At 50.3% G+C, this 15398-nt stretch carries 16 protein-coding genes; 7 read left to right on the forward strand and 9 right to left on the reverse strand.

Translation table 11 applies throughout. The features are described from left to right. The first annotated feature begins 337 nt into the window (after window positions 1–337). Window positions 338–1561 (forward strand): AI-2E family transporter, encoded by a 1224-nt coding sequence (locus NR177_RS15085; RefSeq protein ID WP_096011918.1) that lies wholly within the window; start codon window positions 338–340, stop codon window positions 1559–1561. Window positions 1562–1615: 54 nt separating this feature from the next. Here NR177_RS15085 and NR177_RS15090 read toward each other — a convergent pair whose 3' ends face one another. The 3 genes from NR177_RS15090 to NR177_RS15100 form a co-directional block, all read right to left on the reverse strand. Then, a complete protein-coding gene (locus tag NR177_RS15090) occupies window positions 1616–1933 on the reverse strand; it encodes a hypothetical protein (RefSeq protein ID WP_013024991.1) in 318 nt (105 codons plus the stop codon). A 140-nt stretch (window positions 1934–2073) separates the two neighbouring features. Further along, window positions 2074–2511: a DUF4186 domain-containing protein gene (locus NR177_RS15095; RefSeq protein ID WP_109717151.1), complete on the reverse strand. Its 438-nt coding sequence runs from the start codon at window positions 2509–2511 to the stop codon at window positions 2074–2076. Between the two features lie 19 nt (window positions 2512–2530). Next, entirely contained in the window at window positions 2531–2800 is a 270-nt protein-coding gene (locus NR177_RS15100) for a cupin domain-containing protein (RefSeq protein ID WP_256853157.1), read from the reverse strand. A gap of 180 nt (window positions 2801–2980) precedes the next feature. Between NR177_RS15100 and NR177_RS15105 the strand changes: the two genes are divergently transcribed. Further along, a complete protein-coding gene (locus tag NR177_RS15105; RefSeq protein WP_256853158.1) occupies window positions 2981–3874 on the forward strand; it encodes a lipid kinase in 894 nt (297 codons plus the stop codon). On the opposite strand, the gene NR177_RS15110 is transcribed toward NR177_RS15105, so the two are convergent. From NR177_RS15110 to NR177_RS15135, 6 genes are all read right to left on the reverse strand, one after another. Further along, window positions 3871–4596: a YoaK family protein gene (locus NR177_RS15110; RefSeq protein WP_256853159.1), complete on the reverse strand. Its 726-nt coding sequence runs from the start codon at window positions 4594–4596 to the stop codon at window positions 3871–3873. The genes NR177_RS15105 and NR177_RS15110 overlap by 4 nt on opposite strands. Window positions 4597–4750: 154 nt before the next feature. After that, on the reverse strand, window positions 4751–5923 hold the full coding sequence (locus NR177_RS15115; protein ID WP_241567188.1) for a MalY/PatB family protein: 1173 nt from the start codon (window positions 5921–5923) through the stop codon (window positions 4751–4753). Continuing rightward, window positions 5913–7373, reverse strand: a complete 1461-nt coding sequence (gene nhaC, locus NR177_RS15120) for a Na+/H+ antiporter NhaC (RefSeq protein WP_096011923.1) — start codon at window positions 7371–7373, stop codon at window positions 5913–5915. Before nhaC ends, NR177_RS15115 begins: the two co-directional genes overlap by 11 nt. Before the next feature lie 131 nt (window positions 7374–7504). After that, entirely contained in the window at window positions 7505–8512 is a 1008-nt protein-coding gene (locus NR177_RS15125) for a substrate-binding domain-containing protein (RefSeq protein WP_256853160.1), read from the reverse strand. A gap of 140 nt (window positions 8513–8652) precedes the next feature. Continuing rightward, on the reverse strand, window positions 8653–9615 hold the full coding sequence (locus NR177_RS15130; RefSeq protein ID WP_096011925.1) for a sugar-binding transcriptional regulator: 963 nt from the start codon (window positions 9613–9615) through the stop codon (window positions 8653–8655). Between the two features lie 35 nt (window positions 9616–9650). Beyond that, a complete protein-coding gene (locus NR177_RS15135; protein WP_256853161.1) occupies window positions 9651–10445 on the reverse strand; it encodes a triose-phosphate isomerase in 795 nt (264 codons plus the stop codon). A gap of 227 nt (window positions 10446–10672) precedes the next feature. On the opposite strand from NR177_RS15135, the gene pdxA reads away from it, so the two are divergent. The 5 genes from pdxA to rpiB all read left to right on the forward strand — a co-directional run bounded on the left by pdxA (window position 10673) and on the right by rpiB (window position 15387). Further along, complete coding sequence (gene pdxA / locus NR177_RS15140; protein ID WP_096011927.1) at window positions 10673–11680, forward strand: 4-hydroxythreonine-4-phosphate dehydrogenase PdxA; 1008 nt, start codon at window positions 10673–10675, stop codon at window positions 11678–11680. Window positions 11681–11713: 33 nt separating this feature from the next. After that, window positions 11714–13432, forward strand: a complete 1719-nt coding sequence (locus NR177_RS15145) for a four-carbon acid sugar kinase family protein (protein WP_256853162.1) — start codon at window positions 11714–11716, stop codon at window positions 13430–13432. A 78-nt stretch (window positions 13433–13510) separates the two neighbouring features. Then, the gene (locus tag NR177_RS15150; protein WP_256853163.1) at window positions 13511–14527 is read left to right on the forward strand and encodes a 2-keto-3-deoxygluconate permease; all 1017 of its coding nucleotides are present in this window, start codon (window positions 13511–13513) and stop codon (window positions 14525–14527) included. A 1-nt stretch (window position 14528) separates the two neighbouring features. Further along, the gene (locus NR177_RS15155; protein WP_256853164.1) at window positions 14529–14888 is read left to right on the forward strand and encodes a PTS glucitol/sorbitol transporter subunit IIA; all 360 of its coding nucleotides are present in this window, start codon (window positions 14529–14531) and stop codon (window positions 14886–14888) included. Between the two features lie 40 nt (window positions 14889–14928). After that, window positions 14929–15387, forward strand: coding sequence for a ribose 5-phosphate isomerase B (gene rpiB / locus NR177_RS15160; RefSeq protein WP_256853165.1), 459 nt, complete (start codon window positions 14929–14931; stop codon window positions 15385–15387). Window positions 15388–15398 lie beyond the last annotated feature (11 nt).

A 15398-nucleotide genomic window follows, 5' to 3' on the forward strand; every position in this document is an offset into this window, starting at 1 on the left:
CGTATGACAGTTTTATTTCAGCCGTTCCGCCAGGGGTTTACTCTGGGTTTACTTTATTCCCCAAATAAACCGCCGATCGTTGGCGGCAAAAACGGCCGAACCCGCTACGCTAAGGTAGGACGGGCAGATGTTATCAACAGATAACAAGGTATTACCTGACTGTGGTATTAAAGGGCCTACTTATGGCATCGGGCGCTTTGCCGCAGAAATGCCGTCTGGCGATGATTAAAAACAGAATTGATCGTTGATTACCGATGCAACATTCATACACTCTCGGGTTGCGAATGCCCGCATCGGCATGCGTGCTTATCAAGGGATGTTTACATGAGGTTATCCAATGCGCTTTAAAGGACTTACTGTCGGGTTTTTCCTTCTGATTTTGGCAATGACTACCGTTGCCTTTTTCGAGGTACTATCGCCCTACTTCTCTGCCATTTTGTGGGCAGCGGTGCTGGCTGTGATTTTCCATCCGCTTAAAACGTTTTTGCGTGGCAAGCTGGGCGATCGTAACGGTATTGCCGCGCTGCTGACGCTGTTTTGCATCTGCCTCATCGTCTTTACCCCGTTAGCGATCATCGCCTCATCGATGGTGGTGGAGGTGAACACGGTTTATCACAAACTGCAGACCAACTCCGCCCAGTTTCCTGTCGTCTTCGCCGATCTGTTACAGCATTTACCGGGCTGGGCCAAACACTACCTGGCTGAAAATAACCTGGACAATGCCACGCAGATTCAGCAAAAGCTGTCGGCATTTGCCCTTAAAGGTGGTCAGTACCTGGCGGGCAGCGCGTTTATCATCGGTAAAGGCACGTTCAGCTTTACCGTTGGCTTCGGTATCATGCTTTACCTGCTGTTCTTCCTGCTGAAGGATGGTTCCTATCTGGTGCATCTGATTCTGGAAGCGCTACCGCTGTCCACCTACGTTAAACATCATCTGTTTATGAAGTTTGCCGCCGTATCGCGTGCAACCGTCAAAGGCACGGTAGTCGTTGGCGTGGTACAGGGGATTCTGGGCGGTCTGGCCTTCTGGTTTACCGGCATTGACGGCAGTCTGCTGTGGGGTGCATTGATGGGCTTCCTGTCACTGGTTCCTGCCGTTGGTTCCGCCATCATCTGGGTGCCGGCCACGATCTTCTTCTTCGCCACCGGTGCACTGTGGAAAGGCTTGTTCCTCGTCGGCTTCTTTGTGGTGATTGTCGGTCTGGTGGATAACATCCTGCGCCCGTTGCTGGTGGGCAAAGACACCAAAATGCCCGACTACATGATTTTGATTACGACGCTGGGCGGCATGGAAATCTATGGGATCAATGGCTTTGTGATTGGTCCGGTGATTGCCGCCCTGTTTATTGCCTGCTGGAATTTGCTGTCCGGACGCGATAACCGTGAAAACATCGAAGAGATCGATGAAGAGTTTATCGAAGAAGGGAAAAAACAGTCTGATACCGCACAACAGGACGCGGCAGATGCAGAAACCGCGAAGGCTGAGTCATCAAGTGCTAAAACGGAAGCCGCAAAGGCCAGGTCATCAGAGCCGAAAACGCTGCCGGCCCAGCCAGAATAAAAACAGGTCATAAAAAAAACCCACCAACGGTGGGTTTTTTCATAGTAAAGCGGCTTAGTTAGTCGCTTTATTTTTCAGGTCTTCAGCACCCTGCTTGGTTTTATCCCAGCCTTTCTCGGTGCCTTCTTTCGTTTTGTGCCAGCCTTTCTGGGTGCTTTCAGAGATTTTGCTGGAGGTCGAGTTACTCTTACCTTCCGCAGCGTGCTCAGATTTCAGCTTCAGCTCTTCGCCTTTGTGCTCGGTCTGATGCAGTTTTTCTTTCGCGGTATCTGCGCCTTTATGCGCTTCAGCGACAGTTTCATCCGTTGTGGTAGCAGCGAAAACTGGCGAGGCCAGTAAAACAGCAGACAGTGCAATAATTGCTTTCTTCATCGTAATTCCCTCTTGTGTGAAATTTGTCGTCTTACGTGATTATCCTGGCACAGGAGACCAAAGAACGATTTAAGAATAGACCTGAAATGAAATATGGCTAACCTGACTGGTTAAAAGTCCATCAGCCACATAATCTTTTTCTACCACAAATCCAGTTGCGGGCTGTCCGGCAAACACGATGTTGTGTTTGCCCTGGTTTTGCGCGCACGCGGTGCCGGAGCAGGTTGCGTCATTGCCCTGTGTATCCAGTGCATGATCACCGCCACCACATAAGCCTGTTGTTTATCGTCCAGCGCCTGATGCTGGGCAATACCGTGCCATTTCGCCAGACAGCCACGGCAGCAGGTCGCCGTGGCATGCTGAGCGATAAAAACCGGATGCCCGCGCATCGGCGTTTGCTTGCCGTCGTTCTGGGGAGCCATGGCAGAGAGCCGTTGCTGAACAAACGCAGCCGCATGCGCCGCAACATCGGCTTCGCCCTTTGTCAGGCAGTAATCATATTCATTCCGCCCCAGACGGAAGCGCTGACGGAAAGGGGATTGGGCTAATCGCTGAAAAAGCGCGTCGAAAGTTTTCATCACAGGCTCATCGACCGGATCAGCTTTTTCTGCCTGACAGATAGCGAACGCCCCGATCACCAAACGTCTCGCGGTGCGGCTGCCCTGCCTGCAGATGAAAGATATCGCCTTCCCGATAGGTGGCAGCCTGATTTTCTGTGTACAGGGTGATATCACCACTCAGGATCAGTGCCATTGCCTCAAACGGGTGCTCATGGTGATCCAGTTCGCTGTTTGCCCCCCGCTCTACCATCACCGGCTCTGCAAAGCCTTTTTCTGCCAACAGGCTTCTAAATTGTTGTTCTGTCATCGTTGCTCCCATGAGTCGTGCCGTTTCTGGCAGTGTAGACAACCTCGACCCAGTTTGTCAGGTTCCCCCTGCAGTCCTGCACTTACGTAAAGTAGCGCAAGCAAGGTTGTAACGGATAATCCCGCATGTTTACTTTCTGGTTACTTCATCATTATTACTTCATCAAAAAATGGACGAAGCATGTCGCAAAGGGTAAAGACAGCGTTACTTTTGATCAACCAACGCTCACGTAAAGGTCGTATTGATGCCACGCGCGCCACGCAGTTGCTGCAGCAATCCGGTTTTACCCTGCTGCAACCCGATCCTGACGACAGCCGCAGCTACACCGAGCTTATCATCGCGTATGCCCATCGTGTTGAGCTGGTGATCGTCGGCGGGGGCGACGGCACATTAAATGCCGCAGCTTCAGGCCTGTTGCAAACCGGTTTACCTCTGGGCATTTTACCCCTGGGCACCGCCAACGATTTTGCCCGTACGCTCGGGATTCCGCCTCAACTGGAGCAGGCTGTCAGCATCATTAGCCAGGGACATACCCGTTTTGTTGACCTGGGCGAGGTAAACGATCACCTGTTCCTGAACGTATCCAGCATTGGTTTCTCGGCGGAGCTGGCGCGCAATCTCACCGCCCAGGCCAAAAAGCGTTGGGGCGTTCTGGGCTATGCCTTTGCCGCACTGCGTATTCTGCGGCAAAGCCGGCCCTTTAGGGCGACCTTACATCATGAGGGAGAGGCTATCGCGATCAAAACCGTGCAGGTTTCAGTTGGCAACGGCCGTTTCTATGGCGGCGGCATGACCGTTGAGCAAAGCGCGGCACCGGATGACGGGCTACTGGATGTTTACAGCCTTGAACTGAAAAGAAGCTGGCATTTGCTGGCGCTGTTCCCCGCTCTGCGTCGCGGGACACATGGCCGCTGGCGTAACGTTCGCGCCTTTAGCACCACGGCACTGACGCTGCATACACGCCGTCCGCACTCTATTAATGCCGATGGCGAGATTATTGGGCAAACGCCTGCCCACTTTCGCCTTATCAATAATGCGCTTAAGGTGCTGGCTCCCGAACACCGGCATCCTTAACGGGCCACATCAGCAGGCTGAGGCTTGAGCATGGCGGCCAGCGCCAGGCCCATCAGCCCCAGACCGATCAGCACCAGAAAATAGTAGTTCAGCGCATGCCAGAGCCAGATGCCCGCCACACCGCCCGCCAGAAAAGCAAGAATGGTATAGGTATGCAGACGCAGGCGCTCCAGATAGAGCGGCGCATCTTTGGGGGATTCTTTGCGCCGTAGCACATCGAACAGCATGGCGAGTTCGATACCGATATCTGTGGAGGTGCCGGATACGTGCGTAGTTCTGACGCGCGCATTGGAGATGCGCGTGACGACCGCATTTTGAAGCCCCATTAAAAAACTCAGGCTCAGGATAAGCAGGACGCCTGACGCGGCAATGGGGAAGCGGGCTTCAGTCACGCCCAGCGCCACCAACGCAATGCCCTCTATCAGGATATTCACCGCGTAAATCGTGCGAATTTTGCGTCTGCGCCCGGCATTGATAATCATTGTGGAAACGAGCGCCCCCACAATGAACATACAAAGGATAAACAGGAAAAAGAGGCCGCTGTGGAGGTTTGCCTTCGCCAGAAAATCGGACAGCGAAGAGACATTGCCGGTCATATTGGCGGAAAAGAATCCCACAATTTCAAATGCTGCGGTGTTTAACGCGCCCGCCACGGCGGCAAGGGTGCAGGCGAGACGGCTGTCAGCGATATACGTCCGTTCGGTTTCCGTGCTGATTAGCATAATGCCCACTCTGCAAGACAATCCACTTTGGTTCGCCGATTTTACGCCAGTCGCCGGTGGTCGGGAAGAAACGGCAGGACAATTTTTTTAGGCGGTCTGGGTGAGGCGAGGTTGAGGCCAGCGGATTAATGATGACCACTGGCCTGACGGGATGTCAAAGCCGGATTTTCTTTAATCCTTCCAGCGCCAGCCGCAGATAATCTCGTGGACAGCCGAGATTTAACCGGATGAATCCCTTACCTTGCGGCCCAAACTGGTAGCCCATGGAGGGGGCAATCCTTGCGGTATGCATCATTACCGCTCTAAGCTGCTGGTCATCCAGTCCTGCCCCATTGCAGTCAATCCACAGCAGATAGGTTGATTCAGCGGGCATAACCCTTGCCCAGGGCAGATGCTCTGCCACCTGTTCGGCAAACCACGCGCGATTTGCGGCAATACAGATAAGCAATTGATTAAGCCAGTCAGCACCTGACTGCCAGGCCGCCGTTGAGGCGCACAATGCCAGGGCATTAAACACGTCAAGGCCATGGGCGTTGAGACGCGCAGCAAACCTGTCACGTATCTGCGCATCGGGAATGACAAAGTTTGAGAGCCGTAACGAGGAAAGGCCAAACGTTTTACTGGCAGAAGTGGCCGAGATAACCCGGCTATGCCAGCGAGCGCCAAGATGTAAAACTGAGGTAAATTGGTGGCCCGGTAACACCAGATCCGCCCAGATTTCATCTGATAATAATATAACGTTGTAAGCCTCACACAGCGTCAGCAACTGGCATAACTCTGCTTTGCGCCAGCAGCGTCCCGTAGGATTATGCGGATTACACAGAATCATTAAAGGTGGCCGATGCTGTTTAAACAGCGACTCAAGGTGCTCGAAATCCATGAGGTATTCTGATTCTCCCGTCTTGATTAACGGGTTATTCAGTAACTGACGATGATTCAGACTAATAATTTTCTCGAACGAGCCATAAAAGGGCCCCTGAACCACCACACCATCTTGTTCATTGCTGAGCATCTGTACCAGTAGAGATAATCCAGGCACCACGCCTTCCGTAGTGCATATCCATTCCTGCTTCAGATGAAGATGGTGTCGGGTTGCGTACCAGTTAAGCATTGCGTCAAAGTAAGTCTGATCACGGTCGCTGTATCCAAACACACCATGCTGGCAACGTTGCACCAGCGCATTAATGACCTGCGGCGGAGCAGCAAAATCCATATCTGAAACCCACATAGGAAGCATTTCTTCAGCGTCTTCACCAAGATGTTTTGCGGCAAAGTCCCACTTCACTGAACCTGTATTTCGCCGGTTTATTATTTGGTTAAATGGCATCACTATTCTCCTTTTTTGCCTCAGTATCGCCAGTTGATGGACCAGCCAGCCTGGCAATACCTATCCCAGTAAAACCATAAAACAGCGCGAAAAAGAGAGCGGAATAACACTGAACAGCCCAAGGCAGTAGCTCTAACGTACTTACCCCGAGGGTGGTCGCCATGTAAACGCCGGCAGATGTCCAGGGCAGCAAAGGCTCTATTACGGTGCCAGCATCCTCGATGGTTCTGGACAGGTTTTTAGTATCCAACGCCATTTTACGGTAGGCATCTTTGAACAGTTCAGCGGGTACCAGTAAAGCCAATTTTCCATCACTCGTGGCCCCGGTAACCAAAATGGTGGTGGCAATGGTGGCTGCAATTAAATGACCAACAGAATGAATCACCGTCAACAAACGTGTAATGATGACCGTTAACGCCCCCGTTAATGTCAGCGCCCCGGCAAAGGAGAAGGCGCAAAAGACCAGCAGAATAGTAGACATCATCGACAACATCCCCCCACGCTCAAGTAATCGGGGAACATCAGCAACGATAAGCGAATGGTCAGTTGAAAACATGTTCATCGCAAAGCCCCCCATGAACGCATCCAGTCCCTGTTTGAGACTAAATCCCTGGAATATCACCCCGAGAACAACGGCCAGCAAACAGGCGCTCAGCATTAAAGGGATAACTGGCATCTTGCGAATTGCCCCCCATAAAACCACTATCGGAGGAATGATTAACAACAAATTGAAACTATAATAGTTCTCCAACGTATTAATAATATCCGCCACCCGCTGCGGGGTAGCGATTTCACTCGTTATGCCACTGTGTCCAGCGATCAGGTAAACAATGGCAGCGAGAATAAAGGCAGGGATCGTCGTCCAGAGCAAATGCTGAATATGCTCAAATAAAGTCGTTTCCGCTACGATGGCGGCAAAATTAGTTGAATCAGATAGCGGAGAGATTTTATCGCCAAAATAGGCACCTGAAACCACCGCGCCAGCAGCAGCGCCCAAAGACACATCCAGGCCAGCGGCTACCCCCATAAGTGCCACTCCTACCGTTCCGGCTGAGCCCCATGAAGTTCCGGTGCAGACCGACACCACGCTGGTCAGAAAAAATGCGGCAATAAGGATGTATTGCGGGCTAATAAGTTTCAGCCCCCAATAAACCATATAAGGAATCGTACCGCTAAACATCCAGGTCCCTATTAATCCACCTACACAGATTAAAATCAGAATAACCGGCATCGCCTTAGCCAGCTTATCAACGACAGAGTTGATAATGTCTTCCCATCCGTAACCTTGCCATAAGGCTATAGCAGCAGTGATTGCAGCAGAAAAAAGAAGTAAAGGTTCAATCCTTAATCCCATGACGCCATAACCAATAATCAGTAATGTGAGCATCGACACTATTGGAATTAAAGCCAGGCCAAAGGTTAGCGTCTTCCTGGGTTGCGTTACGTTCATATTAACTCTCCAGATAAGAAAGGAGACTTTAGATTAAAGACGTTAAGCCGAAATAAACGTGATGGCGGCAAGCACCCCATGTAAGCGCTTACATGAGATTAAAAGTCGAGATGTAAATCACATATTTAGGCTTAATTCAGGGATAAGTCACAAACAGACTGACGGCGCACCAGCCTGGCGGTAAAGGCATTCATGACCGGCTTGACCGTCAGTTGTTGGCTATAACGAATAGCCAGTAATGCTGCACGGCGGGCCATTGATTCAATCGGATAATGCATCGTGGTCAGCGCCGGATATAAGTATCGGGCAAGTGCCACATCGTCAAACCCCATCACCGACATCTGACCCGGCAATAACCAGCCTTCCTGATGCAATATCCGCAAAATACCGGCAGCCATAACATCATTGAAGGTAAATACAGCAGTGAACGGGACGTGGCTATTTAACAAATGATATCCGGCCTGCTCTCCCCCTTTCTCTGTAAAAGGCGCGCTGATGATCCACTCTTTTTCAGGTGTGATGCCTTGCCTGTTCATGGCATCAATATAGCCATTAAGCCTTTCCTGCCGATCCGTAATAGGAATATCACTGGTCACGCACGCGATAAAGCGATGTCCTTTGTCAAGAAGATACTGAGTCGCGGTTAGCGCAGCCTGGTAGTTTTCAAGCCAGACACAACGATGCGAAAATGCGGCGATATAACGATTAAGTATTATTAATGCGGGAAAGTGCGCGCTATAGCGAATCAACTCTGCGTCGCTTAGCTGGCTGGCATGCACCACCATCGCTTCACAACCCTGGTTGATTAAAAAATCCAGACCGGCTTTTTCTTTTCTGGCATCGTGTCCGCCACTGCAAACTAATAGTTTGTAATCATGCTTGCGCGCAACAGCTTCAACACCTTTAGCAAGATGAGCAAAGAAGGGATCTGCCAGATTTCCCGTTAATAACCCCAGCATTTTGCCACTGCGTCTGGCCAGTGCCAGTGCCGCTGCATTGCGTCGATAGTTGAGTTCACGCATGGCTTTTTCCACACGTTCACGCGTCACAGGTTCAACCCAGGCCGTCTGATTTATAACCCGGGATACCGTAGCGGTAGAAACACCGGCCAGCCGGGCAACATCATTGATTGTCGGCATTGCGCTTTCCAAATGTTGTCCTGAATACATCCAGTCTGAAACCGATGCCGCTATCCGTTAAGACAGCACTGTGTGTATCCCAAGGCAGAGGAGAATTGGAATCGCTGCCAGGCTGCCTCAGACAGCAGGCTGGCAGTCAACTACACCGTTTTCAGCATGTTTATAACCGATCGCGCATTAGATGCGCTGGTTGCCAGCACATCAATAACCCCAGTACGCAATGCACCCAGTATGGCGGTTGCTTTGGTACTCTCTGAGGCGATAGCGATTACGCAGGGAATAGCACGTAATTGTTCAAGACTCAGGCCAATAACCCGATCATTCATTACTGTATCAACCGGTTTGCCCTGGATATTGAAGAAACTGTAACCGGCAAGATCGCCCACTACACCTTGCTGCTGGCGCGCACTGGCAATTTCCTGCGGAGAAAACCAGCCCAACTGCACCATAAAACTGTTTTCATTCATATCGCCCAAACCAATCAAAGCGACATCAGCTTTACTTGCCTGCTCCAGCGTGGCTTTAATCAGTCGGTTCTGCATAAATGCTGTCCGCAGCGCAGGGGTTTCTACATAAGCAGGTGCATACAGCGTTTCACTGAACCCATTGAATTTTCTCGCCAGATTTCGGCTGATGTGGTCAGCATCAATCAGCTGATTGTCACGTTTGGTGCCGCCAATGCCACAAATAAAACGGCAGTGGCGTTCAGGAAAGATGCCTACATGATTAGCCACAGCGGCGACATTGCGGCCCTGCCCAACCGTTACAGTCATATCATTTTTTAGCACGCCCGCCAGATAATTACTCACCAGCGCGGCGACCTGCTGACGTTGTTCATCTTCGTCATGATGATCGAGCGCAACCAGCGCCCGTTTTATCGCAAAATGTGAGATAAGTTGCTGTTCTATCTGGGAACTAAATACCGGATGATACTTCACATTAATCTCAACAATTCCTTCCAGGCGGGCTTTTTTAAGCAAGCGACCCACTTTTACCCTGGAGATGCCAAACCGGCGGGCGATCTCTTCCTGTGTTAGTTCCTGATCGTAATAAGCAACGGCTATTTCGGTCAGCATTGCATAGTCTGAGTCTTGTTCAGTCATCACGGGCTATTTCCATATCTTATTTGTTTGTAATACTACTTTGACTTCACAATAAATTCCTGTACTACACGCTGAACAATGCTGCAATATCCACCCGCTTCCCAAGCCGCGCGACCAATAAAAAGCCCGTCTATTTCCGGCTGCTGCAAAAGCGCCACCGAATTTTCCAGATTAACACTACCACCGTATAACAGGGGAACACGTTGCCCGACGTCATAACCAAAAGACTCACACAATGTGAGTCGTAATATCTCATGTATTTCACCTGCCTGCTGTGGCGTTGCAGGTGTGCCATGCTCGCCTATCGCCCATACCGGTTCATAGGCTATCAACGTCCTTAGCGCCTGCTGTGGGGTAAGATTGTGTAGCGCAATTTTCATCTGGCGTACTACTGTTTCACGTGAAACCTGCCAACGCTTTTCATCTGCAGAATCGCCAATACAGATAAGCGGCCTTAATCCATGTTGCAAGGCGCGCTGTACCTTAAGATTAATAGTCCCATCCGTTTCATTAAAGGCAGCCCGGCGTTCAGAATGTCCCAGTTCCACCATATCAGCCCCCGCCTCAGTGAGCATCGCAGCCGATATTTCTCCAGTCCATGCACCCTCTTCCGCTTCGTGCATGTTCTGCGCACCTGTCAGGCAGGGCAGTTTATGGTGCTGCATAAAATCACTTACTGCATGCAGGACGGTAAATGGCGGAATAACAAAGGGTTGGAGTGAGGGATGCATGATCTCAGAGAGCTGCGCCGCAAGGGTTTCACACCACAATCTGGCCTGCGATAGCGACTTGTTCATTTTCCAGCTGGTTCCTAACCAAACAGGCTTCATCGATATTCTCCATAGGGTTGAAGGTTAAATGTCTTCTCCCCACAAGACTGTTCTTTTTCTCATCAACTGATCATATGTTAGATCACAAATTTTGATTAAATAATTTCACCATCTCTTTAATGTGACAAAAATCACTAATAACCACCTTTCCATCGGGTAAGTTTCTGTTCATATGTTTATTACGTGTTCATTTGAACAAACCGATGATTCACTATGAGAGGTAACTAATGTCGCATGAGAAAAAACCCGTTGTCGCTATTACGCTTGGTGATCCTGCCGGAATTGGCCCGGAAATAACTGTCGCCACCATGATGGACAAAGGCGTCTACGAGGAGTGCAAACCGTTTTTGATTGGTTCCGTACCGATTATCACCCGCGCAATGAAAATAATGGGGTGCGACTTCGCCATTCATCCCATCTCCAGCCCGGATGATGCACTGTTCCGCTGGGGAACGTTGGATGTACTTGAAACAGGTGACTACGATTGCGACAGCATTGAGTGGGGTAAGGTACAGCAACTGGCTGGCCAGATGTCACTGGACTACGTCATGAAATCGATAGATCTGGGCATGGCGGGCAAAATAGATGTGGTGTCAACAGCACCGATTCACAAAGAAGCCATCAAGCTGGCCGGATGCAAATTACCCGGACACACCGAGATTTATCAGGTTGAAACCCGGTCGGATTATGGCCTGACCATGTTTCACGTCCAGAATCTGCGGGTCTTTTTTGTCAGCCGTCATATGCCGCTGAAAGAAGCCTGTGATTATGCCAATAAAGAACGCGTTCTGGCCTGTGTGCAACAAATCCATCATGAATTCACGGCACTCAATATTCAACACCCGCGCATCGCGGTCGCAGCACTTAATCCCCATGCTTCTGATAATGGGTTGTTTGGTCATGAAGAAGCGGACAACTTAATCCCGGCGGTACAGGCGGCGCAGGCAATCGGCATTAATGCCATCGGGCCTGTACCCGCAGATTCCGTATTCCATCTGGGTAAGCAAGGCCGTTACGACGCCATTCTCTCGCTGTATCACGATCAGGGACATATCGCCTGTAAGACGCTCGACTTTGAACGTTCAATCACTATTACCTTTGGCCTGCCTTTCATGCGCAGTTCTGTGGACCACGGAACTGCTTTTGATATTGCCGGCACCGGTAAAGCAGGCACCGTCAGCATGATTGAGTCCACTTTAGTTTCCGCGCGTTATTGGAAAATGAAAAATCAATAAACGCGGAGGCAGGCAGAGAATGAGGACAGAGAAATGGAAAAACATCTGTTAATCGGTAAAGGCAGTAAAGGCTGGGGTGGCCCGCTAACGATTCCATCAGGCCAGAATAAAAAAATTGCTTATATCACCGGAGGCATGTGTCCCCCGGTAGTCGAGCGACTGTGCGAACTAACCGGTTGGCCTGCCGTTGACGTGTTTAAGCATGGTGAACCACCCGAGGATGAGATCGGTGTCATGGTTATAGACTGTGGCGGGACCTTACGTTGCGGGCTTTATCCAAAACGCGGTATTCCCACGATTAATTTACATCCTACCGGTAAAAGCGGACCGCTGGCTGAGTTTATCCATGAGGAGATCTATGTCTCTGGCGTAACCCCAGCCTGCATCGAAATGGTCTGGCCACAGGGTGAAGGTGGCAAGCTAGGGATCGTCGCCGACGATCTTACCGGCGCGACAACGGTGGGCGTGCTGCTGGCACGCAGTGGATTAAAAACCGCTGCGTTTTTTGACACCGACTCCTTTGCACGAAATGAAGTCGACTACCCTGCCATGGTGGTCAGCAGCGACAGTCGTCCTCTACCCAAAGCCGAAGCACAGTTGCAGGTCAGTGCGGCGGTGAAGCAACTGCAGGCTCGAGGTGCGCACTACTTTACTAAACGCATCGATACCACGCTACGTGGCGGCATTGGCTTTGAAATTGACGCCATGCTGGAGCAACTTCCCGATGAAACGGTGGCAATTGTCGTGCCAGCTATGCCGCAATCACGACGTATTCTGGTTGGCGGATATTCCGTTATTGATTCAGTCGCTCTGTCCTGCACCGATGTCGCCCGCGACGTTCGTACACCGGTGACCGAATCCTGGGTTCCAGGTCTGTTAGCCGCACAAACGCATCACCAGGTAGGGCATATCGCCCTGGCGTCGGTCATGAAAGGTGTTAATCAGATTCAACAGGATTTACGTGACCAGCAACAACGTGGACTACGAGTTATCGTAGTAGACGCAATTACGCTGGAAGATGTTGATGCAATTGCCGCAGCGGTGGTCTTGCTGAACTGGAATGTGCTGGCCGTCGATCCGGGCCCCTTTACTGAGCGACTCGCCCGGCATCGCCGTCTGATGCATGAAACATCTGCTAATGAGCAGAATACTTTAGCCGTCGATCAACAGCGCGGATCGGTGCTGATCGTCGCCGGAAGTGCAACCCCCGTAACGAAAAAGCAGCTTGAGCACCTGATCGATAACGACAAGCGGGTTTGCCATATTCCTGTGGATGCGGAGCTGTTAGTGGACCGTGAAAATGCTGCAGACATTGAGGTGAATCGCGTGGTGCAATATGCCTGCAGGTGCATGGCAGAACAACGCAATGCACTGTTTGTCTTCGAATCAGCATTAACCGGACGGTTACTGGACCTGAAACAGGAAGAACAGCGCTTTGGCCTGTCACATGGTCAGGCAGCACAAAATATTAACCATGGTTTAGGTTCTATTGTCCGGGAAGTCCTTAATCAGGCACCTGAGACAATTAAAGGTATATATATGACCGGGGGCGATACGATGGTGAACGTCCTGAAAGAATTAGGGGCTACCGGTATCGAAATGATTGACTACGTTATTCCACAAACCGACATGGTGCGGATTATCGGCGGTGATTATGCTGGACTGACGTGTGTTGGAAAAGGTGGACTCACCGGCCCAGAAAATATCATCAGCACCATTGTAGAACGTATTTATAAAGAAGCCAGCAGATAAAATAACACGATGTAATTATTGTCAGAGTGGTATTACCTCGTTAATAAATCCAACGCTACTCAACTGTGCGAGTCACTTATGAATATTAATATCCTGGATAAAATGAATAAAGTGCCGGGTGGATTAATTATTATCCCCTTGATTTCTGCCATTCTTATTAATACCTTTTCACCTGACGCATTAAATATTGGCGGCCCGACCACTGCGCTATTTAAAGTTGGTTCCAGCGCCATGATGGGTATTTTTCTGTTAATTTGCGGCACCTCCATTAATATTAAGCAGGCAGGCCTGCCACTATACAAAGGCAGCGTACTGCTGTTTTTGAAGTGTCTGGCTGGTGCGCTGGCAGTCTGGGCAGCCGGTACGCTGTTTGGGCCAGAAGGATTCCTGGGTATCTCTACTTTAGCGCTTATCGCCTGCTTAACCAGCTCCAACAGCTCACTGTATATCGCTTTGTGCAGCAACTATGGTGATCCCAGCGATGCCGGTGCTATTTCGGTGTTTTGTATCAAAGACGGCCCGTTTGTTACCATGATGGTACTGGGCGTGAGTGGGCTGGCAAATATCCCGTTTTCCGCCCTGCTTTCCATGCTGATACCGCTGTTAATCGGTATGCTGTGGGGGAATATCGACGAGCGTTTTAAGCAACTCTGCGCCTCGGCGCAGCCGTTGGTGATCATTATTATGTCTTTTGCTATCGGGGCTAACTCCAGTCTGAATACCGTGTTCACTGCTGGTTTGTCGGGTATTCTTCTGGGGATGATTTCGGCGCTGACCGCACTTATCTTCTATTTTCTTTATAACTTGTTCCTGAAAAAGAAAACCGCCTTGGGTGCAGCGCTGGGAACAACTGCTGCTAGCTCGGCACTCACGCCGGCAATGGTTGCTCAGGCCGATCCCTCCCTGCTTGTTTATGTCGACGCTGCAACCGCTCAATTGGCAACGGCGAGCATCATTACCATGATTACCGCGCCGGTTCTGGTCGCTTTTTTTGATAAGCGCTTAAAAAAACGCTATCCGGAAACGGTTCTGGCTCAGGGCCCGGACAGTAAAAATGCCCCGCTGCCGGTGAGCGAAACCGAGGGGACAAAATAACATGCAGCCTTTTTGTTCGTTACATATTACGGCAGTGGGTGATTTTGTCGCGGAGTCTTTGCAGGAAAACAAACTCATCCTGTTTTCAAATACCGTACCCGCTGAGCTTGCCCGTTATTGCGCTATTCATGAAGCAACAGAATGCCAGAAAGAACTTGCACCTGGCCAGATAATTAAAATTAGCGATACAGCTTATGTTATTACCGCGGTAGGAGACATCGCCACACACAATTTTAAGCTACTGGGCCATATTACATTGAGTTTTGACAGTGCAGATTTAGCTGAACTTTCCGGTACCGTACATTTACGTGGCACGACACCGGCTGTAATAAACGCTGGCGACAACGTCATTTTTTATTAATTCACAAATTAAAACACTTAACAGATAAAGGGTTCACATCATGAAAAAAATTGCTATTGGCGCAGACGATGCTGCTTTTGAATTTCGGGATGCCATTGTGGATTACTTAAATGAACGAGGAATAAAGGTGGTGGATTACAGTAGCGATCAACATGGCGACTGCACGCTTTATCCTGATGTCGCTCATGCTGTCGCTATAGCGGTGCGTCAGGGGGAATTCGAACGCGGCATTTTAATTTGCGGTACGGGCATTGGCATGAGCATCGTAGCAAACAAAGTGCCTGGTATTCGGGCCGCCCAGTGCCACGATACCTTTTCTGCCGAACGAGCGAGGAAGAGCAATAACGCCCAAATTATCACGTTGGGTTCGCGGGTCATTGGTGCCGAGCTGGGTAAAAAAATCATTCAAGCCTGGCTCGCCGCAGAATATGAAGGCGGTAGCTCCGCGCCAAAGGTAGAACGAATCGACTACTACGAACACCAGCATGTTCAGGACTGAATACACGACAA

This window comes from Pantoea sp. Fr+CA_20, from assembly GCF_024520835.1.
Lineage (GTDB): Bacteria > Pseudomonadota > Gammaproteobacteria > Enterobacterales > Enterobacteriaceae > Pantoea > Pantoea allii.